Below are 22,760 nucleotides of genomic sequence, written 5' to 3' on the forward strand. Positions count from 1 at the left end.
TCGGGGACTGAAAGCGGCGAGATGTGCCTAGAACAGTGGGTCGTGGCGGATGTTCTTGGTGGGGGTTCCCGCTGCCATGAGGCGGAACTTGGTGGTTTGCACCATGCTCGGGGAGCCGACGATCTGGACGTCGCGGTCGGACCAGTTGCCGTGGGCCGCAACGATTTTGCCGATCTGGCCGATCTGGCGCGGTTGCAGGCCGGGGAGTTCACGTGCGGCATCGCCGGATTCGCCGAAGTGCCACCAGGGGTTCTCGTCGCTCTCGGTGACGGGGGTGATGGTGAGCCATTTATTGGCGACGGCGAGCTGGCTCAGGACCTCCAGATCGTAGAGATCGCACGGGTAGTGGCCGCCGACGAACACGTCGACCTTGGGGTTGGAGCGGCGCAGGGTCATGGCCATGAGCTGGGCGCGCAGCGGCGCGATGCCGGTGCCGCAGCCGATCATGAGCATTTTGCGGCGGGTATTGCGTGGCACGCCGAGTCCGCCGAGCGGGGAGCCGATCAGCCATTGTTCGCCGACCCTGGTGTGCCCCACCATGGCCGGGCTGACCCAGCCGCCGGTGACGCCGCGAATATGGAACTCCAGGTCGCCGCCCGCATTGGCGGGTATGGCCGGGGAGAGGTAGCGCCACATGCGGGGCCGGGAGGGGATCTGCACGCTCATGTACTGACCGGCCGCGTACTGCATGGGCTGATCCAGTTTGAGCCGCACGATGGCGAGATTGCGCAGTACTTCGCGGTGTTCGATGACGGTGCCGGTCCACACCGGCGGGGTGTTCTCCTGCTCGGCGGCATCCATCATGGTGCCCGCGATGACGCCGAGGCCTTCGTCCCAGGCCCGATCGACCTCGTCGGACCACATTTCGGTGCCCGCGTAGGCCTTCATGGCGGTCTTGAGTGATTTGCCCACGGCCGCATAGTGATCGGCGACGACACCGTATTTGCGGTGGTCGCGCCCGAGCTGGGCCAGGAAGGGCAGGAGCTTGTCCGGTTCCTCCAGCCGGTCGACCACATAGGCGATGGCCTTGACGAGGCGATCACGCTGGGCTTCCAGAGCGGCGGGGAAGAAGTCTCGTACTTGCGGGTACTCGGTGAAGAGCACCGCGTAGAACGATCGGGCGAGTTTCTCGGGGCCACCGTCCTCCGCAGCTACCGCCTTGAACGTCGTTCTAATCAATGCGACGGTCCGCGAATCCATTTGTGTCACAACCCCATTTCGCACTCGAACGCAGGCGAGTCCGGCGAGTGCAGTGCTGCGGGACACTCGACAGCAGCCGTTGCGAGCAAGTGTAGGACAGGTTAGCCAGCAACGGAACGGGACGTTTCAACAACACGCCTGTAATTCCTCCAAAACAAGGAAATCGCAGGCCAACTGGATTGAAAACAGACTGTTCACCTGCGACACGCCGCGCGACACCGGCTGCCAGACAATGAATTTGCACGCTTCGTTTTGTGAGACTCAACAAAACAGCGATCGCACCGCAACCGCGCTGGTCACCGAATTCCCCAGTGCCATAAGGACAAAACACACTCTTCGGAGATATCCCCAACCGGGCGGTCTGTATTCTGTTACCAACCTTATATCAACCATTGAAAAGCTGCCTACCCGAACGAAATTCCGCACATATCCGGCTACAACCCGGCATACACCCCATATCCGCCCAAACCGCCCCGGCCGAAAAACAAAGGCGGCGACCGGAATTCGGTCGCCGCCTTCATTCGTCGTCGTACTACTGCTGTCGCCGGTGCCGGGGCTGCCAGACCACGAGCGCCGTGCTGCGCGTCGGCGGGGACAACTCAGGGCGGTATCCCGCCCGGAGCCTTTCCACCTCGGCGGTCAACTCGCTCACTCGCTCCTGCAAGGCCTCGACCTGATTGGTGAGTTCGATGATCCGTTTGATACCCGCCAGGTTGACGCCCTCGTCCTGGGACAGCCGCTGCACCTCGCGCAGCAGCTCGACATCCCGATCGGAGTAGCGCCGGCCGCCGCCCGAAGTGCGTTGCGGCGACACCAATCCCAGCCGGTCATAGGTGCGCAGAGTCTGGGCGTGCATGCCCGCCAACTGCGCCGCCACCGAAATGAGGAAGTACTGCGCCTCGTGGCCCTTGTTCGGATCGGAACTCATCACGCACCTGCCCATCCCGCACGTGGATCGAAGCCGCTGACCTTCTCCGCCTCCGCATAGCGCCGCAGCGCCTCGGTGGCATCGTCGTCCAGTTTCTGTGGCACCGCGACCTTCACGGTGACCAGCAGGTCCCCGGCGGCGCCTTCGCGCTTGGGCACACCGCGTCCGCGCACCCGCAGGGTACGGCCGTCGGCGGTGCCCGGCGGCACCTTGACGCCGACGCGCCCCTCCAGGGTAGGCACGGAAACCGTTGTACCGAGTACGAGTTCGGCATAACTGACCGGAAGCACCAAGGTCAGGTCGTCACCATTGCGGCCGAACACCTTGTCCTGGCTGACATGCACGCTGACGTACAGGTCGCCCGGAGGTGCGCCGCGCAGGCCCGCCTCACCCTGTCCGGCCAGCCGGATCCGCTGCCCGTCCCGCACTCCCGGGGGAATGCGCACGGTGATGGTGCGGGTCCGGTTCTGGATGCCGGAGCCGCGGCAGTCGGTGCACGGGTCGTCGATGATCGACCCGGTGCCCCGGCAGTCCTCGCACGGCTCGCTGAATCCGAACGCACCCTGATTCCGGCTGACCACGCCGGATCCATTGCAGTGCGGGCAGACTCGCGGGCTGGTGCCGGGCTTGGCGCCACTGCCGTGGCAGGTGGTGCAGGCGGCCGGGCTGGTCATGCGCAGCGGCACGGTCACGCCCTGGGCGGCCTCGCGGAAGCCCAGGGTGGTCTCGGTCTCCACATCGCTGCCGCGCCGCGGCCGCGAGGAGGTGCGGGTGCCGCCCCGATTGAACAGTCCGCCCAGCAGGTCACCGAGGCCACCATCCGCAGCGGAAGCGTTCTGGCCGCCGAAGATATCGCCCAGGTTGAAATCATTGCTGAAGCCGCCGCCCTGCGCGCCGTAACCGCCACCGGGCGAGAAGCCGCCACGACCGAAACCGCCGCTGGCGAACAGCCGCCGCGCCTCGTCGTACTCCTTGCGCTTCTCGGTATCCGACAGCACGGCGTGCGCCTCGCTGACGAGCTTGAACCGCTCCTCGGCCGCGGCATCCCCCGGGTTCTTGTCCGGGTGCAGGTCACGGGCCAGTTTGCGATAGGCCTTCTTGACCTCGTCCTGGGTGGCGCTGGAGGAAATACCCAGCTCCTTGTAGAAATCCTTCTCGAGCCATTCCCGATTCACCGGGCATCTCCTCCTTTCGCGCTGCTCGGCGCCGGCGTCCCGGATGGGACGGGCGTCTTACTCGGCGCCAGCGGCATCGGTGCCGGCGTTCGTCGAATCCGCTTGCGCCGCACCGCTGTCGGCCGCCAGATCTGCCACTCCGTCGGTGACTCCGACCAGCGCGTGCCGCAGCACGCGTTCGCCGAAGCGGTAACCCTTGCGCATGACCATGCCGATGACCGGGTCATGCCCGGAGCCCTCGTGCTGCACGGCCTCGTGCAGGGTCGGGTCGAAAGGCTCACCCTCCGAACCGAATTCCACGAGTCCCTGCTTCTCGAGCGCGGTGACCAGCTTGTCCGCCACGCCCTTGAGCGGTCCGGATTCGAGGTCACCGTGCGCGCGGGCACGGTCGAGATCGTCGAGTACGGCCAGCAATTCGCCGACCACCTGCGCCTTGGCATTGTCGATGGTGGCCTTGCGGTCACGCTCGACGCGGCGGCGGTAGTTGGCGTACTCGGCGGTCAAACGCTGCAGATCGGACGTGCGCTCGGCGAGTTCGGCGCTGATGGCGTCGGCGAGGACATCCTCGGCCGCAGTGCCATCGGCGGCCGAAGCCGCGGCGGAATCCTCCGCCGCGGCTTCCGCAACCTCACCCGTGGACGCGAAGCGTCCTTCGAACGCCGCCGGATCGATGACCGGTTCCTGTTCGGGGTTCTGGTTCGTCACTTCTTCTCAGGCTCCTCGACAACCTCGGCGTCGACGACGGTGTCATCGGAATCGGGCGCGCTCGCACCATTGGTGGAAGCGGCCGACTCGGCGGCGGACGCGTCGTAGATGGCCTGGCCCAGCGCCTGCGACTCGGTGGCGAGCTTCTCCACCGCGGTCTTGATGACCGCGATATCGGTGCCCTTGAGCGCCTCGTTGGCCTCGGCGATGGCCGCCTCGACCTTCTCCTTGATGTCGGCCGGGACCTTGTCCTCGTTGTCCTTGATGAACTTCTCGGTCTGGTGCACCAGCGACTCGGCCTGGTTGCGGGTCTCGGCCTCCTCGCGGCGGGCCTTGTCCTCGGACGCGTGCGCTTCGGCGTCCTTCACCATGCGCTCGATCTCCTCCTTGGACAGGCCGGAGCCGTCCTGGATCTTGATCGTGTTCTCCTTGCCGGTGCCCTTGTCCTTGGCCGTCACGTGGACGATGCCGTTCGCGTCGATGTCGAAGGTGACCTCGATCTGCGGCACGCCGCGCGGGGCCGGCGGGATGCCGGTCAGCTCGAAGGAGCCGAGCAGCTTGTTGTGCGAAGCGATTTCGCGCTCACCCTGGAAGACCTGGATCTGCACGGACGGCTGGTTGTCGTCGGCCGTAGTGAAGGTCTCGGACCGCTTGGTCGGGATGGTGGTGTTGCGCTCGATGAGCTTCGTCATCACGCCGCCCTTGGTCTCGATACCCAGCGACAGCGGGGTGACATCGAGCAGCAGGACGTCCTTGACCTCACCCTTGAGCACACCGGCCTGCAGCGCGGCGCCGACGGCGACGACCTCGTCCGGGTTCACGCCCTTGTTCGGCTCACGGCCACCGGTCAGTTCCTTGACCAGGTCGGAGACGGCGGGCATACGGGTCGAACCACCCACGAGCACAACGTGATCGATGTCGCCGACGGCGATTCCGGCGTCCTTGATGACGGACTGGAACGGCTTGCGGGTGCGGTCCAGCAGATCGGAGGTGATCTTCTGGAACTCGGCGCGGGTCAGCTGCTCGTCGAGGAACAGCGGGTTCTTGTCCGCGTCGACCGTGATGTACGGCAGGTTGATCGAGGTCGACTGCGAGGACGACAGTTCGATCTTGGCCTTCTCGGCGGCCTCGCGCAGACGCTGCAGGGCCATCTTGTCCTTGGTCAGGTCGATGCCCGCGGACGCCTTGAACTTGTCGACCAGCCAGGACACGACGCGCTCGTCCCAGTCGTCGCCACCGAGGTGGTTGTCACCGGAGGTCGCGCGGACCTCGACGACGCCCTCGCCGATTTCCAGCAGCGAGACGTCGAAGGTGCCGCCACCGAGGTCGAAGACCAGGATGGTCTGTTCCTTGTCGCCCTTGTCCAGGCCGTACGCCAGCGCGGCCGCGGTGGGCTCGTTGACGATGCGGAGCACGTTCAGGCCCGCGACCTGGCCGGCCTCCTTGGTGGCCTGGCGCTGCGCGTCCTCGAAGTAGGCGGGGACGGTGATCACGGCGTCGGTGATCTCTTCACCCAGGTAGGCCTCGGCGTCGCGCTTCAGCTTCATCAGCGTGCGCGCGGAGATCTCCTGCGGGGTGTACTTCTTACCGTCGATCTCGACGGACCAGTCCTCACCCATATGCCGCTTGACCGACCGGATGGTGCGATCGACATTGGTGACGGCCTGGTTCTTCGCCGGCTGACCGACAAGCACTTCACCGTTCTTCGCGAATGCGACGACGGACGGCGTGGTGCGCGATCCTTCCGAGTTGGCGACTACGACCGGCTCTCCGCCTTCAAGAACAGCGATAACCGAGTTCGTGGTCCCGAGGTCGATACCGACCGCACGAGCCATGGTGGTTCCTCCTAGTTGACGTGACTGTCTCATCAGCACTGAGCGTGCTGCACTCAATGTGTACTGAGCGTGGTCGGCTCAATCCTGCACTGGATATCCACCGCGTGCAACTCGAACTTGAGTCCAACACACTCAATCTTTGCTTTGATCAGCACCAACAGGCGACTCGAGAGACTTATTCCCGGGCTTCGAAAGCAACCCGGAGGCGATCCGAGGGCCATTGTGTGCAGACCGGCCGGTCCGGAACCAGGGTTCGGACCCGAATCGTGATCGAAGGACGCGCAACTTTCCGAACAGTCGCGCCTCAGCGCGCGGCCAGCATCAAGAGCTGGAACAGCCGCGCGGGTTGATCGGACAGGCGGACTCCGGCGATCGGCGGGTGAACCCCCGGCACGCGGGTCGCGGGTCGGCGGGTGCTCGGCTCGGACACGCGGCAGGCGCGTGGTGGAGGCCTGAAATGCCGGGTATTGCGGGGGTGGCGGATGAAGATCGGGGTGCTTGGTCTTCGCAGCTGAGGAGGCAGGATGGCAGCCCGGTTCGGTATTTCGATTCCGCCCGTCGCGTCCGCGCTTCCGGCGGTGGTGAATATGGCCCGGGCGGCCGATGCGGAGGGGCTGGATCTGGTCGGGGTGCAGGATCATCCGTATCACGCGGAATTCGCGGACGCCTTCGCGGTGATCGGGGCCTGCCTGGCCGCGACCAGGTGGGTGGGGGTGTATCCGGGAGTGGCGAACCTGCCGCTGCGCACGCCCGCCATGATCGCCAAGCAGGCCGCCACCTTCGATCTGCTCAGTGGCGGGCGGTTCGAACTCGGGCTGGGATCCGGGGCCTTCGAGAGCGGGGTGGTCGCCATGGGCGGGCCGTACCGCAAGGGGCAGGCCGCACTGCGGGCGCTCGCGGAGAGTATCGAAATCATTCGCGCGCAATGGCATACGCGGCAGCAGGTTTCGGTGGCGGGAACCGAATATTCGGTGCAGGGCATCGAGGGTGGCCCGGCCCCGGTGCACGAGATCGGCATCTGGGTCGGCGCGATGGGGCCGCACGCGCTGGATCTGATCGGCGCGATGGCGGACGGCTGGGTCGCACCGCTGCCGAACTGGATGCCATGGGAGCAGTGGGCTCCGGCCAATGCCCGCATCGACGCGGCGGCGCGCGCGGCGGGACGGGATCCGCTGTCGATCACCCGGATCGCGGCGCTGCCGGGCGTGGTCAGCGATCGGCCCATGTACCCGGATCCCCATGGCTCCGACCCGATCGAGGGCTCGCCCGACGAATGGGCGGAGATCATTTTCGGCTTGGCCCGCAATGCCGGATTCGACACGTTCATCTACTGGCCGCCGGGTTTCGACATCGCTCAGGTGCAGCGGTTCGCGCGGCAGGTGGTGCCCGCCGCGCGCGAGCTGCTGGGCGAGGGGTAGCCACTCACTCCAGCAGCGGGAATCGGCCCGATTGCAGGATCCCCGCGATCGCCTCCATCTTGGCTTGCGGCGCAGCGTAATCCGGATGCGCGCCGATCACCGCCGCGGCATCGTGCAGCCGCACCATCTGCCGCTCGGCCTCCGCCACCCCGCGCCCGCCCGGGGTGACCGGATGCGCCGCGAAGGCCGGGCGGCGCGGGTCCACGCGCCCGAGTTCGACCGCCTTCTCCACCCGCCGCGAGCACCGGCAGAACGCCTTCGGATTCGCCAATCCACAGGTCGAATTCATGAAGTTCCCCAGCCGGGTCTTCGCCCGCTCCAACCGTTTTCGATACGCGACCGGCGTCACCCCGGCGATCCAGGCCGCCTCCGCGGAACTGAGCTCGAAGATGTCCGAGAGGACGAACGCCACCCGCTCATCCCGGGCCAGGCACTGCAACATGGCCTGAGTGCAATTGAGCCGCACCTCCTGTGTGAGCAGCTCTGCCTCCGGCCCGCGAAAGTCCTGCTCCGCCAGCCCATCCCGCAACCCCTCGCTGTACTCGTCGAGGCTGAGCTGCCGCGCCTCCTGCGGCGTCTGCCTCCGCAGGTTCAGCAGATAATTCGCCCCGATCCGATAAGCCCAGGTCAGCAGCTTCGCCTCCCCCCGCCATGTCCCCAGATGCCCAACCACCCGCAAAAGAATCTCCTGCGTGGCATCCTCCGCATCAGCAGGCCGCCACACCATCCGCAACGCCAGCCGATAAATCGGATCCTGAAGCACCCGAACCACATCCGAAATCGCGGCCCGATCACCCGCAACCGCCCGCGCTACCAGGTCGAGCTCGTCCGCATCCGGCCCCCGTCTACCGGACTCCCACTCCCCGCCCGCCGGAGTGTCATCGATGCCCGCGAATTCCAGCTCGGGGCCAGCCGGAACGCCGCGCCCGCCAGGACGCGCGGCAGTCGCCGCAACGTCTTGCCCAAGATCTCCGGCGTCCGCTGTGCTGTCCATTCCGTCAGCCTGGGCGCACCTTCCACACAGCGCAACCGGTTCGCAAGGAAATCACCATCCTTCGCACCGGGTATCACGACCGCACCGCGGTGATCCGGACTCGGGCCGAATCACCCGGAATGGCGGGCGCGTGGTCGGGATTCATGAACCGTCGGGCCCGAAATCGGGGGTGCCGTCGGGGATCGCGGGGCGAAGGTTCGCCCCGCGATCGGCCCTGCCACGGCGGTTTCAGGCTATCGCCGGGGCCGAAGTGAGGGCGTGGCGCTGGATCCAGGCGGCGACGGCGGAGCCGATGGCGTCGGGCTGGTCTTCCGGGCAGTGGTGTCCGGCGGGACCGATATTCGCGGTCTCGACGGCGGCGAAAGTGGTTGCGGCCCAGTCGATGACTTCGGGGGAGCCCAGACCGACACCGTTTTCGACGGCCATGACCAGCTTGGGGACCTCGGGGGTCTCGGCCATCCAGCGGTCGTAGTTCTCGATGCGGGCAACCACGTCTGCGGGTTCGCCGTCGAGGGGGAATTCGCGCGGCCACACCAGCATCGGCTTGCGGGATTCGCGAGTGGGGTAGGGGGCGCGGTAGGCGTCGAGGGCTTCGGGGGTGAGGTTTCGGGTGGAGGCGGGCAGGTTGAATTCGATGAACATATTGCGGTCGAGCACCATTTCCTCACCCTCGGGAGAGCGGAAGCGGCGGAACAGTTCCGCACCCTGCGGCGGCATATCGGCCCAGCTCATGGGCCGCAGGAAGGTCTCCACCACGGCGATCCCGCGCACGCGGCCGGGATGCCGTGCGGCCCAGTCCATGCCGAGCGCGCCGCCCCAGTCGTGACCGACAATGACGACCTGGTCCAGGCCGAGCGCGTCGAACCAGGCGTCGAGGTAGCGGGCGTGGTCGACGAACCGGTAGTCGCTGTCGGGCTTACCGGAGTCGCCCATGCCGATGAGATCCGGTGCGAGCACCCGGGTTTCACCGGCACCGGCCCCATCGAGAACGTGCGGAATCACATTGCGCCAGATGTACGACGAGGTGGGGTTCCCGTGCAGGAACACCACCGGAATGTCGCCGCTGCCGGTGTCGGAGTAGTTGATGAACGAGTCGAGAACCTCGATGGTGGCCATTGCGATTGTCCTTCCGGGTGAATTGCCTACACCTGGTTGGACACACGCCCCGGGCGGTTGTGACCGGCCCTGTCAGTGATCCGGCTCACATGGTTTCGGTTGCCCCGGCTCGCCGGTCATGCCCGGGTGCACGCCCGGCGTCAAGCCGTTCCCGACGGAGAGTTGCTGCAGCAGTTCCAGCAGCTTGGCCTGATCCTCAGCCCCCAGCGGCGCGAGCAGTTCCGCATCCAGCGCGATTGAGATCGCCACCCCGCGCGCCATCAATTCCTGCCCCGCGGGCAGCAGATGCACGGCGTGCGCACGGCGGTCGGCGGGGTGTTTGCGACGTTCCACCAGGCCGCGTTTCTCCAGGTCGTCGACGAGGCCGACCATCACATTGCGGTGGATATTGAGCGCCTCGCACAACTGCTGCTGGGTGCGGCCGTCATTCGCCGCGAGCATCCGCAGGGTGCCGAACTGGCTGGGTTTGATGCCGAGCGGTGCGAGCAGGTCCGTGAAGCGGTATCCGGAGTGGGATCCCAACTGCGACAACAGGAATGCGGGGTGGTCCGAGAGTGGCACATAGGAGGGAGCGGCATCGGTCACACCCATAGCTTACCTGAATGCACGTTGGCTGATTGCCCTCTTGATTGATAATCACTTCAGGTGCATAGTTTGGAGAGAGTTCGACCCTCTACCGAATCGAAGAGAGACCGCCGTGGAACCCGACACAGTCCCCGTCCCCCTCGACCCGCGCCGCTGGATAGCCTTCGCCGTCGTCCTGGCCGCCGGGTTCATGGACCTGCTCGACGTGACCATCGTCAATGTCGCCGTGCCGAGCATTCATAAGGACCTCGACGCCGAGTATTCGCAGATCGAGTGGATCATCGCCGCATACGTGCTGTCCTTCGCGGCCGTGCTGATCACCGGCGGCCGGCTCGGCGACATCTACGGTCGCAAACGCCTGTTCCTGCTGGGCATGACCGGTTTCACCCTGGCCTCCCTGGCCTGCGGCATCGCCTCGGATCCGACCGTGCTGATCGGATCCCGCTTCGTGCAGGGCGCGATGGCCGGGCTCATGGTGCCGCAGATTCTGGCCATCATCCGGGTGACCTTCCCGAAGGAGGAGCGCGCCAAGGCGATCGCCATCTACAGCGGTGTCGGCGGTTCGGCGTCCGCGGTCGGGCTGTCGCTGGGTGGCGTGCTCGTGCAGTGGAATCTGTTCGATCTGGGCTGGCGGCCGATCTTCCTGGTGAACATCCCGGTCGGTATTGCCGCGCTGGCCGCCGCCGCGATCGTCATGAAGGATTCGAAGTCGCCGTCCGCGCCGCGCCTGGATCTGGTCGGCATGGTGCTGGCCGTGTCCGCGGTCCTGCTGCTGGTCTACCCGCTCAATGAGGGCCGCCGACTCGATTGGCCCGCATGGACTTTCATCATGCTCGCGGCCGCCGCCGCGGTCTTCGCCACCTTCATCGTCTACGAACGGCAGCGCGCCCGCACCGTCGGCTCACCGCTCATCGATCTGGACCTGTTCCGGTCCCGCCCCTTCACCGTCGGCCTGACCAGCTGGCTGCTGTTCTGGATCGGCTTCGGCGGATTCTTCCTGACCTGGACCCTGTTCATGCAGGTCGGACTCGGCTGGTCGCCCATGCGAGCCGGTCTGACCTCGGTGTTCTTCGCGGTCGGCGCGGGCATCGGGGCCGGTGTCTCGGTGAGCGTGCTCGCACCGCGCTTCGGCCGCTGGGTGCTCATGGCGGGCGGGCTGATCACCGCCGCCGGGTTCGGCATCTACGGCTGGATGGGCACCCACTACGCGGGCGATTTCGCCTCCTGGCAGATGGTGCTGCCGCTCATCGTGACCGGTACCGGATTCGGCATCGTGGTCGCGCCGACCATCGACATGCTGCTGGGCCAGATTCCGGACCGGGAGGCCGGGGCCGCGTCCGGGCTGCTCAATACCGGTCAGCAGCTGGGCATGGCGCTCGGTGTGGCCCTGGTCGGGATCCTGTTCTTCACGCAGCTCGATCATGATTCGACGCGCGGCGTGGACGCGGTGACCGCGCAGACTCGCACCGAACTCGCGGCCGCCGGTCTGCCGGGACCGGTGCAGGACGAGATTCTCACCAATTTCGCTGCCTGCGTGCAGGATCGATCGGCCCAGCCGGATCCGTCCGCGGTCCCGGCCAGCTGCAAGACCGGCCCGGCCGACCCCGCCGTCGCGAAAACCCTCGCCACCGCGGGCATGGACGCCAATGCGGTGAACTTCGCCTACACCTTCCGCTACACGCTCGTCTGGGGCATCGGCCTGATGTTCCTGGTCTGCCTCGGATTCCTCATGCTGCCCAAGGACGTCCGGCTCGAGCAGCACGATATCGACGTGCCGGAGGAGGAGCTGGCCACCGTATAAGCGATCGGAACGGCCCGCGGATTCGGTGAAACATCGGATCCGCGGGCCGTTTTCCTATGCCCGGAGCCGGGTGGGCGGGAAGAATCCAAGACGGTCACCGTCTTTCGAGTAGGAGTCAGTCATGCGCGCAACGGTGTGTACCAAGGGCGAATTCCGGGTGGAGGATCTCCCCGCGCTCGTCCCGGGTCGGGGTCAGGTCCTGCTGAATGTCTTGCGGTGCGGCATTTGCGGATCCGATCTGCACGCCCGGGTGCATTGCGACGAACTCGCCGATCTCGCCGCCGCCACCGGCTACGACCGGTTCATGCGCTCGAATCAGAGTGTCGTTATGGGGCACGAATTCTCCGGCGAGGTGGTCGATTACGGTCCCGGCACGCGCCGCCGCTGGAAGCCCGGCACTCCCGTCGTCGCCCTCCCGATCGTGCGACGCGGCCGCCAACCCGAGCTGACCGGACTGTCCGCCGCCGCCTCCGGCGGTTACGCCGAACAGGTGCTGGTGCAGGAGTCCATGACCTTCCCGGTCCCCAACGGCCTCTCCGCCGACCATGCGGCGCTCACCGAACCGATGGCCGTCGCCTGGCACGCCGTGCGCAAGGGCCGGGTCGGCAGGAATCAGACGGCCTTCGTGATCGGCTGCGGCCCCATCGGTCTCGCCGTCATCTCCATGTTGAAGGCGTCCGGCGTTCACCTCGTCATAGCCAGCGACTTCTCACCCAGGCGGCGTGAGCTGGCCACCCAATGCGGCGCGGACATAGTCGTGGACCCCGGCGTGGACTCGCCGTGGACCGCCAGTCCCAAGAAGTCCCGCATCACCGGCGCGGCCGATGTCCTCAACCTCGGCTTCGACGCCATGGAACGCCTGCGCCGTATACCCAACCTGCCCTGGTGGTACCTGTTCCGCGCCGCCCACACCTTCAACAAGGCTCCCGTCGGCCCCGTCATCTTCGAATGTGTCGGCGTCCCGGGCATTCTCGACCAGATCCTCACCGCCGCACCACCCTTGGCCCGCATCATCGTGGTCGGCGTATGCATGGAATCCGACCGCATCCACCCCGCCACCGCCATCAACAAGCAGCTCGAACTCCACTTCGTGTTCGGCTACGACCCGGGCGAATTCCGCGACACCCTGCACATGCTCGCCGACGGCAAGGTGAATCCCGAGCCCTTGATCACCGGCACCGTCGGCCTGTACGGCATCGACCTCGCCTACACCGCGCTCGCCTCACCCGACCGGCACGCCAAGATCCTGATCGATCCCCGAAGTCCGGTAATCACAGTCTGATCAGCGCATTCGGCGCGGGCCGAGGGCCGGGAACGGTGTGGTCGGTGGCTCGTGCAGGATCTCCAGAAGTCCCTCGGCGCTGCGTGCCGCGGTGAGGCAGGCATGCGACATGGCTTGATCGGCGAGCGGATGGCGTGCCCGGGCGCGCCATGTGTGGACGGCGGCCATGGCGGCATCGCGCTGCGTGTTCAGATCGGTGTGCGGGGACAGGCCCAGACGCAGGTGAGTGGCGACGCCGGTACCGCCGATGAGACGGTGCAGCTCGGTGAGATCGGTTGCGGGCAGCGGCAATTCGTCGGCGCGCAGATGCCCGAGCAGGCGCAGTTCGGCGAAGCCGTGAACATCGGCGAGCAGGGTTTTCACTCGCGGCAGCAGGGCGTCGGCGGCCGTACCCGGATGGGCGACGATAATGCGAGCCACAGCGGTGAGAGCGGAGTGTGCCTTCAATTCCCCTGCGCGCTGGGCGAATTGCACATCCAGCACGGTGCGCAGTTCCTCCAATCCACTGCGCTGCCCGAGTTCCGCCGCGAGGGCTTGTGATCCCCGCACGCCAAGTCGAATCAGCGTGACGGCCAAGCGAATTCCGAACAGTCCGAACCGAGCGGCCAGGTGCGCGCGCAGCTCCGGCGGCACCGGCAGCGGCAGATCCGGCCGGGCGAATCGATCCGCCGACAACATGGCGACGCTCAAATCCTCCACCGGCACCGTGGCGAGCGCCTCGAACGCGGCATACTCCCGTTGCCGCAGGGTGGCCGCCGCGAACGCCAGCAGACCCGCGACCGGAATCACCGACTGGCACAAGCCCGTCCGCTCCAACTCACCCGCGAACCGCGCCGCCACATCCCGTGCGGAATGCAGTGCGTCGATCCGCCCCGCGCCGATCTCGTCCGCCCGCGACACCACCCCGATCACGCCCAGCGGCCCGGACATCCCAGCCATCCCAGCCATCCCGGCCGGAGCGCCGTACTCGCCGTGCGTGCCGCCGCCGGTACCCGCGCCGATGCGCTCCAGAAAATCCACATCGGCATGGTCGAGCCGCCGCAGCAGGTACAGGACCGCATCCGCGCTGGGCAGTGCCGCCCCCGACCCACCGGGAGTCAACAGCCGTGAGGTCCGCGCCGACACATCCCGCGACAGCGAGGAGATCCCCGGCGTATCGATGATCGTGGTCTGCTCCAGCTCCGCCGAAGGCCACTCCACCTCCAGATGATCCACTTCCCGAGGCCCCCCGGCATTCCACCGCAAGGCCGACAGATCGAACGTCAGCCCATGCGCCCCCGACAGCCCCTCGGCCCCGCGCCCCCGGCGCACCACCACATCGGCCCGCGCCCCCTCCCCCGAATAGGCACTCACCCGAGGCGCGGCCCCATTCCGATACCAGGTCACCAACCGCGTGCATTCGGTCGCATCGGTAGGCGCGATATCCTGCCCGACCAGCGCATTCAAGAGTGTCGACTTCCCCGCCTTGAGCTGCCCCGCCAGAGCCACCCGCAAAGGCTCGTCCAGCCGCCGAGCGCACTCCTCCAACTGCCCTCGAGCCCCCACCCGGTCCCCCATCCCCCTGCGCGCAGCCGCCACCAACCCCCTGGTCTCCGGCACAACCCCAAACCCCGCCGCCCCCGCGTCGTACGTCATTGGCTCCCGATTCCGGTCCACGCATCACCTCCACACATCGCATGGCATTCGCGCCAACCCCCCTCCCCGTTAGCACCTCACACCAACCTCCCAGCCCCAAACAGCATCGAGTGTCCAATGGTGCAGGGCCCTTCTCGGTGAATGCCGGCACCATCGAACACTCGATTGCGGCTAGGCCGGGGGGAGGGCCTGTGGGGTTGTGGGGAGGGAGGGGAGGAGGAGGGTGGCTTGGCGGCGAAGGTTGGCCACCGTGCGGAGGCGGTTTTCCAGGTCGGTGCAGCGGGCGGTGCGGCGGGCCGTCTCGAGGGTGGCGGCTTCCTGGGCGGCTCGGAGGGATTCGTCCAGGGAGCGGAGGGTGCGGTCGGCTACCGAGGTGAAGTGGTCGCGCAGGAGCCGGTGGATGCGGTGCAGGCGGTCCTTGGTTTCCTTGCCGGTGTGGAAGGCGACGTCGTCGAGGTAGCGGCGGACGGCCAGTTTGGCGTCGGAGCGGCGTTTGGCCAGTCGGGCCTGCTTGTCATCGCGGAAAGCCTTGCCGCCGAGCAGGACTCCGGCACCCAGGGACAAGGGATTGATGAGGGCGAGACCGGCCATGGTGCCCGCCATGCCCGCCATGATCACGCCGCCGTAGGAGCCGCGCACGCCCACCAGGAGTTTGTGGCCCAGGCCGAGATCGGGTTCCAGGTCCGCAAGGGTGCAGGTGCCGGAGCGGGAAGCGCTGTCGTCCAGGGTTTCCCGGACATCGGGGAGGTCGACCCCGCCGAGTTCGGCGAAATGCCCCGCGACGTGCTCCGCCAAACGGAGTGCGCGCGTGCGGGTCCAGACCAGATTGTCGCCGACCGCGGTGCCGACGGTGGAGGTGAGCCACTCCTCCATCTGGTCCCAATGCCGCCCGGGATCCTGTTCATCGATCCAATCCTCGGCGGTGCGCGCGATATTGCGCAGCCGGTCCCGCAGATCATGATCGATGTCCCCGGCCAGATCGGTAATGCCGTCACCCAGCGTCTGCTGCCACGCCGACGTGCGCCGATGCAGTTGCTCCGCAGCCGTTTTCGCGGTCTGCAATTCCCGGATCGCGGCGGCGCCTCGCTCCGGATCCCGCAGTGCCACCAGTTCACTACCGAGGGCCAGCGCCAAATGCTCAGCGGCCGAACCAATATCGAGGGCGACCGTGCGCTGCACCGCCGCCTGATCCCGTGCCACGACTTGTTCTCGCAGGAACTGGAAGACCATTCCGAACCCGGATTCCCGCCCCAACTGCTCATCCTGCAATCGCACCGCATGCGTCCGCAGCACCGAGGACACCGGAATCATCGGCACGTCGATCCCCGCCTCCCCCAAGTGCTTCCGGTTCGCGTCGAACACCTGCCGCCAATGCGGATACAGATCGATCTTGGTCAGTAGTACCGCCACCGCCGGGCACAGCTCCCGCACCTGCCGCAGAAACTCCACCTCCGGATCGGTCAGCTCGGTGGAGGCATCCGTCACCATCAGCACCGCATCCGCCGCGGGCACATTCCCGAGAATCCCCGCCGCCCCGCCACTCCCATGCATCCCCAGCCCCGGCGTATCGACCACCACGATCCCATCCGCCAGCAACTGATTGGGCGTCTCGATCTCCACCCGCACAACCGCCCGCCCCTGCGCCTGCGGCATCCTGCCCCCGATGCCGCCGAGCTCCTCGAACGGAATCCCCACCCGCGTGACGTCCCCGCCCTCACCCCCCGCGACCACAAGCGTCGCCCGAGCCTCGGCCTCATGCGACAACGTCGCCGCCACCGTCGTGGTCGTATCGTCCCCCACCGGGCAAATATCCTGGTTGATCAGCGCATTGACGAACCGGCTCTTCCCCTGGTTCCCCAGCCCGGTCACCACGATGCGGCGTCGCGGATCCCGAACCTTCCCGGCGAGTGTCTCCAGCCGCCCGACCAGATCCCCCCGCTCGGCATCCCGGGCAACCGCAATGGTTTCCGCCAATACCGCCAGCAACGGCTGCACAGCCACAATGCCGGTCACAGCTTCCTCACCAACCTCGTCCATTCGTTGCCATCTCTATCGGCCGCTCACCCCACCGCGTTGCGATGGGGTGAGCGGTCCCGCTGCCTACGAATGCAACATGTCGCCGATCACGTCCCCACCCCCATGAACCCCGAGGTCCGCCCCACCGTGCGCCCCGGCATCCCCGAACAGCCCGGTATCCGTCCCACCGGCATGCACCCCACCCCCGAACGCATTCGAAACATCCAGCCCCGCCCAAGGATTGCCGCCACCCGCGTGCAACCCCGCATCCACCGCACCCCCACCATGCGCCACAGCATTCCCCACCCCGGTAAGCCCAGCGTCGAGCCCGCTCCCCACATGAGTCGCGCCGCCCACGGCCCCATTAAGCCCGGTGTCCAACCCGCTGCCGACATGCGCACCGAGGTCCGAGGCAGTGCCGACCCCGCCGGAGAATCCCGCATCGAGCCCACTGCCGAGATGTGCACCCGCACCGATCGCGCCATCGGAAGCGCCCGTCAGCCCGGTCTCCAGGCCCGCGCCGACGTGGGTTCCGGCACCGAGCACGCTGTTCGCCGCGCCCGAAAGACCCGCGTCCACACCGGTTCCGAGGTGTGTGCCCGCATCGACGGCACCATTCACGCCGCCCGAGAGACCGGTGCCGATCTGAGTTCCGGCGCCGAGAGCCGTGTTCGCCGCGCCCGAAAGGGTTGTGTCCAAACCGGTTCCGAGTTGCGCGCCGAGGCCGGTGCCGAGTTGTGCACCGGCATCCACAGTTGTGCCCACACCGGTGGAAAGCTGTGTAGCAAGATCAGTTCCGGTGTGGGCGTCGAGGCCGAGGGTGGTGTTGATGCCGCTGGTCAGCTCGGTTTGGAGGTCGGTGGAGGCGTGGGTGCCCGCATTCACAGTCGCGCCGAGGCCTGTGGACAAACCCGTATTGAGGTCGATGCCCGCTTGGGTGCCGAGGCCCAGCTCGAGACCGGATCCGGCCTCGCCGCCGAGGCTCACCTGAGTGGCCGAGGTGGTGGCGAGGTTGATGCCCGTTCCGGTCGAGGCACCGGCACCGATCGTGCCGTTCACGCCGACCGAACCATTGGTACCCGCGGAGCCGTTGACTCCGGCGGAACCATTCAGGCCCGCGGAGCCATTCAGGCCGGTCGAACCGTTCAGACCCGCGGAACCGTTGACATCCGCGGCGGCGTTCGCGCCGCCCGCGGCAATGATCGCGGAGAGCTGCGAACCTCCGGCAACCAGTGCGGATTCCGCCACCATGGGGGCGACGGCGGCGATGTCTTCGGGTGTCACGGTGTCCAATCCGGCGGCGGCGAGAGCCTGGCCGGGATTGGTGCAGTAACCGACCGCGGCCTCCTGATCCCGCAGCAGGTTGAGGATGAACTCGAGAATTGCATTGGGGCTCATGGCTGATCATCTCCTCGATGGGCGGGCCCCGCTGACCCGCACTGCTCGAATTTCCTTTCACGTTAGGAACTCGACGCGTTACGCCGAAACGGGGTGAACTCCCCACCTTTGTGTGGCGGCCGGGTTGGGGGCGGGGTGTGGATTAGGGGAATTTCCCCATACCTGCGTGTCGAGCGGTAACGACGATCCCCCAGCAACCGACAGGACCCATGGGCCAACCGGCCACAACCAGGTTTTCGTACAAATCGGGAACGACAGGGGAACTCGAATGAGTCAGGGTATGGCGCTCGGCATCACTGTCGGGTCGTCCAATACAGTCGCCGTGACGACTTCGGGGGGACAGCGCAAACTACATATCCGCCCCAGCATGCTCGGGTCGGAGCAGGAGGTTCCGGAGAGTTTCCTGTCGCGGGTCGGGGACCCCGTCGATATTCGCACGCGTGATGGATCCGCTGTTCGCGCAGCGGATCTGGTGGCCGCGGCGGTCGGCCGCGCCCTGGACGCGGCCCTGCATTCGCAGGTCTCGCACCCCGCCGCGGCGATGGTCGCCTGCTATCCGGCGTGGTGGTCGCAGCACACCGTGGAGGTGCAGCGCGCCGCCCTCGCCGCCGCCGGACTGGACGGTGTGGCATTGGTTCCGGAGCCGACCGCCGCCATGCGCTGGCTACAGGAAGTACACGAATCGACCCATGATGGGGCGATGGTTGTCTACGACCTGGGCGCAACGGGTTTGACCGTTTCGGTAGCGCGCACCGGCGCCATGTCGGGCATGTTGGGCGAACCGGTTCGCTCCACCGGCGTGGCGGGCGCGGAATTCGATCTGCTGACGATGCGTTATGTTCTCGCTTTTGCCGTGGGCGAAAAGGATTTCGATCCTTTCGACCCTTTGGTGGAACAAGAATTGGCCGCTCTCCGGGTCCGATGCAGAATTGCGAAAGAAACTCTTTCCAAACAAACGGCCACCATGGTTCCGGTCCGGCTGCCCGCCCTGGGCGCCGTCGAGGTCCGCCTGGTGCGCGATGAACTGGAAGACCTCTTCCGCGGCCCCCTGCTCACCTCCACCGACCTGGTCCGTGAGGCCATCCGCCGCGCCGGCCTCACCCCCGCCGACCTGGACGGCATCCTGCTGACCGGCGGCGGCGCGGCCATCCCCCTGGTCACCGAGCTGCTCTCCACCGAATTCGGCGTCCCGGTCGCCGCCGCCTCCGACCCGGCCCACCTCAGCGCGCACGGCGCGGCACTGCTCGCCGCCGACCTGCTGGCCGACACCACCGCCACCGAACCCCACCCCGCCGTCACCAAGTCACCGGCACAGCGCATCGTCACCGGCGACGCCGCGCGCGAGGATTCCGCGGACGCCGTCGCAGTGGACGCGCCGCCCGAGACGGTGACCGACGACAGCGTCGCGGCGGCGGGAATTCCGATTCTGCCCGCCCTACCCACCTCGACCGGCGGCAATGGCTTCGCGCACTGGCGGCGGGTGGCCGTGATCGGGGCGGCGGCGATCGCGGTGGCCGCGCTCGCCACCGGCACCCTGGCCATGGGCACCGGCATGCAATCCGCTCCGTCGGATTCCACTGCCCCGCAACCACCTTCGACCAGTGTGGCGGCCCTCGACGGCCGCGACGGCTCGGCGAATCCGACCCAGCAGGCCGCCCCCATCGCACAGACCGTGAACACCACCGCGCCGACGAACCCGGGCGCACTCACGCATCCGGGCGCACCCGCCGCGGCTGCGGTCGCCACGACGGCCGACGGCCCCGCCCCGGTGGCCCCCGCCGCCGACCCGGCCGCATCCGCTGGTGAGGCGAATCCGCCTGCGCCGCAACCGTCCACGGTCCAGCAGCAGGTTCCGACGGTTCCGCAGCAGAATCTTCCGGCGGCTCCGACGCTGCCCAATCTCAATGACACCCTCGGCAGCGCCGCCCAGCAGGTACCGACGGTGCCGAATCAGATACTTCCCCGCACCGGCGGCTGAGAGTTGGTAACCCGTGATAGGCAACACCCCCGTCGCGCTCGACTCACTCCCCTGCGCGCGAGACATCTTCCGGGACTTGGGCTCCGATGATCCAGTCCCCTCGCTCTATCTGATCCGCGGCCGCTCCAGCACCGGTAAGTCGACCCTGCTGTCCGCCATCCGCGCGCGCCTGCGCGCCCAGGGCACGGCATCGACGGACGATCCCGCCGACGCGGGGCAGGCCGCGCTGGTGGTGGATGACGCGCACTCCCTGGCCCCGGACGTGTTCGAAAGCCTGCGCGCGGCAGTGGAATCGGGTTCGCGCACCGTGGTGATCGCGGCGCGGCCCCGCCCGCACGATGCCCATTTGCGGGCCCTCACGGACCTCGTGGCGCGTCGCGGGCGCGTGATCGATCTGCGAGTGCTCGGAGTGGCCGAGATCGCGCCGTTCGCGCGTGAACTCGGCATGATGGTTCCCCGCGGCCTGGCGCAGCACATTCATCGGCAGACCGCCGGTATCCACGGCGGCGTGGTCGCCGCTTTGAGCGCGGCCTGCGCCACCCGGCTGGATGCCGGTATGGGCGCGGTCGACGACGCGGTGTCGGCGTGGGCGCGGGCCCGCCTCGATGACGCGGACCCGGACCTGCTGGACACCTTCGTGGTCGCCGCCATCGGCGCGGGCCTGGACGCCAGTGAACTCACCGAGATCCTGGAGATAACCCATACGGCCGCACAGGATCTGGTCGATCGCGCCCGGGGCAGCGCCCTGGTGACCGACGCGGACCTGCTCCTCGCACCGGCCGTGACCCCGCTGCGCACCCTGGTCGGCGACCGCCGCTTCCTCGCCGTCCAGCGCAAGCTCCTGCAAGCCCGCCTCGACGCGGGCCTGCTCCGCGACCACACCGCCCTGCTACTGGCCGAATCCGGCGTCCGCGACGACCGGCTCGCCGAATTCCTCTGCACCACAGCCGAAAAGGCCGGTGCCGAAGCCCCCCGCCACTACGCCGCGGCCGTCACCGCGGGCGCGGATCGCGACACCATAGCCGTCCGCTGGGCCGACGCCGCCGCCCGCACCGGTGACCTCGACACCGCCCTCCGCCTCGCCGAACCGGCCCTGGCCCGCCCCGGCACCACCCCCCTCGAACTCGCCTCCGCGGTACGCATCTGCGCCGCGGTCTGGACCCGCCGCGCCCTCACCACCCGCGCCGCCCAGCTCTACACCTGGCTCGGCCCCCACCGCGTAGGTCCCGATTGGGCAACCGCCGCCACCGTCCTCTACCTCGCGGGCGACCCCGCCGGAGCCCGAGCCCTCTCCACCTCCGCCGCCCACTGGCCCCCCACCGAGGCCACCGCCCGAGCGAGCCTGATCGCCGAGGCCCTGTCCAGCTCGATCGGATCCCCCATGGCCCCAGACACTTTCGCCGAGGGGGCGACCACCAGAGCAACACTCACCGGCAGGCCGGAGGCGAGCGATTCCGGTTCGAGCGGAGTGGCCACCGATCACTCGCTCGAATCCGAGTCGGTGCCAGAGCCTTTCGTTCCCGCCGTGTCCGACGCCGCACGAACCGCTGCGGTCGCCGCTGCCTCACAGTTGATCCATGCCACGCATTCGGGGCCCGGTCCCTCGGAGAATCGCGGGGACCGGTTCCTGCCGTGTTCCGGGGTCGCGATCGCGACACTGTTGTGCCTGAGCATGGGCGAACCACGCAGGGCCGCAGACGCTTTGCGCGGTGAGGGTCACGATCCGCAGAGTCTGGTGCTGGCGGCGTGGGTGGCGATGCTCGGGGGTGACGAGCAGTCCGCTGCGGCGATTGTCGCGGAATTGGATGTGGGCGCACTGGAACCCAGGGATCGACTGCTGGCGCATGGTGTTCGAGTGGGGTTGGCGCGGCGCAGCGGCGATCACACGGCGCTCACTTTGTCTTGGCAGGCCGCTTATCCGCTGTTCGACGAGGTCAGCGCGGATTTGCTGGCGCTGCTGCCGATCGGTGAGTTGTGGCTGGCGGGTATCCGGTTGCGTGATGAGGGCCGGGTGACCGCGCTGGTCAGCGCGGCCGGGGAGCTGTTGCGTCGGTTGGGTGATCCGCCCGCGTGGTCGAATGCCTTCCACTGGTACGCGATTCAGGCCGCCATCGCGCACGAGAGCCCGAATGAGCTGCTCCCGCACGCACTCGCGCTGAAGGCCGCCGCACAGGCCGGTGATCCGCAGGCGGCCGCGCTCGCGGATGCCGGACGCACCTGGGTGCTGGTCCTGCGCGGTGAGGTGGATCGAGCCCGGGTGGAGGCGGTGGTCGCCCGCCTGGCCGCGCTGGGATTGATCTGGGATGCCGCCCGCCTCTCCAGTGAGGCCGCGCTGGCCGCCGGTGACTCCGCGACCGCCACGGCCCTGCTGAAATTGGCCCGCACCATCCGTGCGCAGGCGCGACCGCCGGAGCATCCGGTGCGCCCGCCCGCTCCGGCGGCACCGCGGCCGCGCCCGGAACCGCTGCCCGATACGGTGCTCAGTGAACGCGAGCGTGAGGTCGCCGAGCTGGTGTTACTGGGCTTGACCTACCGTGAGATAGGAGCTCGCCTGTATATCTCCGCCAAAACGGTGGAGCATCATGTGGCCCGGATCAGGCGTCGAATCGGTGCCGGCTCCCGTTCGGAGTTATTGTCAATGCTCCGCGCCATGGGTCACGGTTCATTATTGGTTTGACCCCGGCGCGGGGAGGA

At 67.7% G+C, this 22,760-nt stretch carries 16 protein-coding genes; 5 read left to right on the forward strand and 11 right to left on the reverse strand.

The features are described 5' to 3' along the window. Positions 1 to 27: 27 nt before the first annotated feature. The 5 genes from AB0N05_RS18355 to dnaK form a co-directional block, all read right to left on the reverse strand. Positions 28 to 1,200: a globin domain-containing protein gene (locus AB0N05_RS18355; protein WP_364695072.1), complete on the reverse strand. Its 1,173-nt coding sequence runs from the start codon at positions 1,198 to 1,200 to the stop codon at positions 28 to 30. Positions 1,201 to 1,732: 532 nt separating this feature from the next. Then, a complete protein-coding gene (locus AB0N05_RS18360) occupies positions 1,733 to 2,128 on the reverse strand; it encodes a helix-turn-helix transcriptional regulator (RefSeq protein ID WP_364695075.1) in 396 nt (131 codons plus the stop codon). Beyond that, positions 2,128 to 3,303, reverse strand: coding sequence for a molecular chaperone DnaJ (dnaJ, locus tag AB0N05_RS18365; RefSeq protein ID WP_364695078.1), 1,176 nt, complete (start codon positions 3,301 to 3,303; stop codon positions 2,128 to 2,130). The genes AB0N05_RS18360 and dnaJ overlap by 1 nt, the downstream gene beginning before the upstream one ends. A gap of 57 nt (positions 3,304 to 3,360) precedes the next feature. Further along, on the reverse strand, positions 3,361 to 4,008 hold the full coding sequence (grpE, locus tag AB0N05_RS18370; protein ID WP_364695081.1) for a nucleotide exchange factor GrpE: 648 nt from the start codon (positions 4,006 to 4,008) through the stop codon (positions 3,361 to 3,363). Next, the gene (dnaK, locus tag AB0N05_RS18375; RefSeq protein ID WP_364695083.1) at positions 4,005 to 5,843 is read right to left on the reverse strand and encodes a molecular chaperone DnaK; all 1,839 of its coding nucleotides are present in this window, start codon (positions 5,841 to 5,843) and stop codon (positions 4,005 to 4,007) included. The genes grpE and dnaK overlap by 4 nt, the downstream gene beginning before the upstream one ends. A 524-nt stretch (positions 5,844 to 6,367) precedes the next feature. On the opposite strand from dnaK, the gene AB0N05_RS18380 reads away from it, so the two are divergent. Then, on the forward strand, positions 6,368 to 7,261 hold the full coding sequence (locus AB0N05_RS18380) for an LLM class flavin-dependent oxidoreductase (protein ID WP_364695085.1): 894 nt from the start codon (positions 6,368 to 6,370) through the stop codon (positions 7,259 to 7,261). Positions 7,262 to 7,265: 4 nt separating this feature from the next. On the opposite strand, the gene AB0N05_RS18385 is transcribed toward AB0N05_RS18380, so the two are convergent. The 3 genes from AB0N05_RS18385 to AB0N05_RS18395 all read right to left on the reverse strand — a co-directional run bounded on the left by AB0N05_RS18385 (position 7,266) and on the right by AB0N05_RS18395 (position 9,956). Beyond that, positions 7,266 to 8,255, reverse strand: a complete 990-nt coding sequence (locus AB0N05_RS18385) for an RNA polymerase sigma factor (protein WP_364695088.1) — start codon at positions 8,253 to 8,255, stop codon at positions 7,266 to 7,268. A 228-nt stretch (positions 8,256 to 8,483) separates the two neighbouring features. Beyond that, entirely contained in the window at positions 8,484 to 9,371 is an 888-nt protein-coding gene (locus AB0N05_RS18390; protein WP_364695091.1) for a haloalkane dehalogenase, read from the reverse strand. Positions 9,372 to 9,443: 72 nt separating this feature from the next. Next, positions 9,444 to 9,956 (reverse strand): MarR family winged helix-turn-helix transcriptional regulator, encoded by a 513-nt coding sequence (locus AB0N05_RS18395; protein ID WP_364695094.1) that lies wholly within the window; start codon positions 9,954 to 9,956, stop codon positions 9,444 to 9,446. 112 nt (positions 9,957 to 10,068) lie between these two features. Here AB0N05_RS18395 and AB0N05_RS18400 point away from each other — a divergent pair, with 112 nt between their 5' ends. Continuing rightward, positions 10,069 to 11,757, forward strand: a complete 1,689-nt coding sequence (locus AB0N05_RS18400) for an MFS transporter (RefSeq protein ID WP_364695098.1) — start codon at positions 10,069 to 10,071, stop codon at positions 11,755 to 11,757. A 121-nt stretch (positions 11,758 to 11,878) separates the two neighbouring features. After that, the gene (locus tag AB0N05_RS18405; RefSeq protein WP_364695101.1) at positions 11,879 to 13,039 is read left to right on the forward strand and encodes a zinc-binding dehydrogenase; all 1,161 of its coding nucleotides are present in this window, start codon (positions 11,879 to 11,881) and stop codon (positions 13,037 to 13,039) included. On the opposite strand, the gene AB0N05_RS18410 is transcribed toward AB0N05_RS18405, so the two are convergent. The 3 genes from AB0N05_RS18410 to AB0N05_RS18420 form a co-directional block, all read right to left on the reverse strand. After that, positions 13,040 to 14,596: a dynamin family protein gene (locus tag AB0N05_RS18410; protein ID WP_364696452.1), complete on the reverse strand. Its 1,557-nt coding sequence runs from the start codon at positions 14,594 to 14,596 to the stop codon at positions 13,040 to 13,042. A 249-nt stretch (positions 14,597 to 14,845) separates the two neighbouring features. Beyond that, complete coding sequence (locus AB0N05_RS18415; protein ID WP_364695104.1) at positions 14,846 to 16,711, reverse strand: dynamin family protein; 1,866 nt, start codon at positions 16,709 to 16,711, stop codon at positions 14,846 to 14,848. A gap of 63 nt (positions 16,712 to 16,774) precedes the next feature. Then, positions 16,775 to 18,088 (reverse strand): IniB N-terminal domain-containing protein, encoded by a 1,314-nt coding sequence (locus AB0N05_RS18420; RefSeq protein ID WP_364695106.1) that lies wholly within the window; start codon positions 18,086 to 18,088, stop codon positions 16,775 to 16,777. A gap of 268 nt (positions 18,089 to 18,356) precedes the next feature. On the opposite strand from AB0N05_RS18420, the gene AB0N05_RS18425 reads away from it, so the two are divergent. Continuing rightward, the gene (locus tag AB0N05_RS18425) at positions 18,357 to 20,066 is read left to right on the forward strand and encodes an Hsp70 family protein (RefSeq protein WP_364695109.1); all 1,710 of its coding nucleotides are present in this window, start codon (positions 18,357 to 18,359) and stop codon (positions 20,064 to 20,066) included. Positions 20,067 to 20,079: 13 nt separating this feature from the next. Beyond that, positions 20,080 to 22,743 carry a LuxR C-terminal-related transcriptional regulator gene (locus AB0N05_RS18430; protein ID WP_364695112.1) on the forward strand — a complete coding sequence of 888 codons (2,664 nt, stop codon included), beginning with the start codon at positions 20,080 to 20,082 and terminating at the stop codon, positions 22,741 to 22,743. The last annotated feature ends 17 nt before the right edge of the window (positions 22,744 to 22,760 follow it).

Origin of the sequence: Nocardia sp. NPDC051030, from assembly GCF_040683015.1 — a bacterium.
Taxonomy (GTDB): Bacteria; Actinomycetota; Actinomycetes; order Mycobacteriales; family Mycobacteriaceae; genus Nocardia.

Coding starts and splice junctions, on each gene's coding strand:
- AB0N05_RS18355 (WP_364695072.1), bottom strand. CDS start 1,200: ATGGATTCGCGGACCGTCGCATTGATTAGAACGACGTTCAAGGCGGTA.
- AB0N05_RS18360 (WP_364695075.1), bottom strand. CDS start 2,128: ATGAGTTCCGATCCGAACAAGGGCCACGAGGCGCAGTACTTCCTCATT.
- dnaK (WP_364695083.1), bottom strand. CDS start 5,843: ATGGCTCGTGCGGTCGGTATCGACCTCGGGACCACGAACTCGGTTATC.
- AB0N05_RS18380 (WP_364695085.1), top strand. CDS start 6,368: ATGGCAGCCCGGTTCGGTATTTCGATTCCGCCCGTCGCGTCCGCGCTT.
- AB0N05_RS18385 (WP_364695088.1), bottom strand. CDS start 8,255: ATGGACAGCACAGCGGACGCCGGAGATCTTGGGCAAGACGTTGCGGCG.
- AB0N05_RS18390 (WP_364695091.1), bottom strand. CDS start 9,371: ATGGCCACCATCGAGGTTCTCGACTCGTTCATCAACTACTCCGACACC.
- AB0N05_RS18405 (WP_364695101.1), top strand. CDS start 11,879: ATGCGCGCAACGGTGTGTACCAAGGGCGAATTCCGGGTGGAGGATCTC.
- AB0N05_RS18410 (WP_364696452.1), bottom strand. CDS start 14,596: ATGGGGGACCGGGTGGGGGCTCGAGGGCAGTTGGAGGAGTGCGCTCGG.
- AB0N05_RS18415 (WP_364695104.1), bottom strand. CDS start 16,711: ATGGACGAGGTTGGTGAGGAAGCTGTGACCGGCATTGTGGCTGTGCAG.
- AB0N05_RS18420 (WP_364695106.1), bottom strand. CDS start 18,088: ATGAGCCCCAATGCAATTCTCGAGTTCATCCTCAACCTGCTGCGGGAT.
- AB0N05_RS18425 (WP_364695109.1), top strand. CDS start 18,357: ATGAGTCAGGGTATGGCGCTCGGCATCACTGTCGGGTCGTCCAATACA.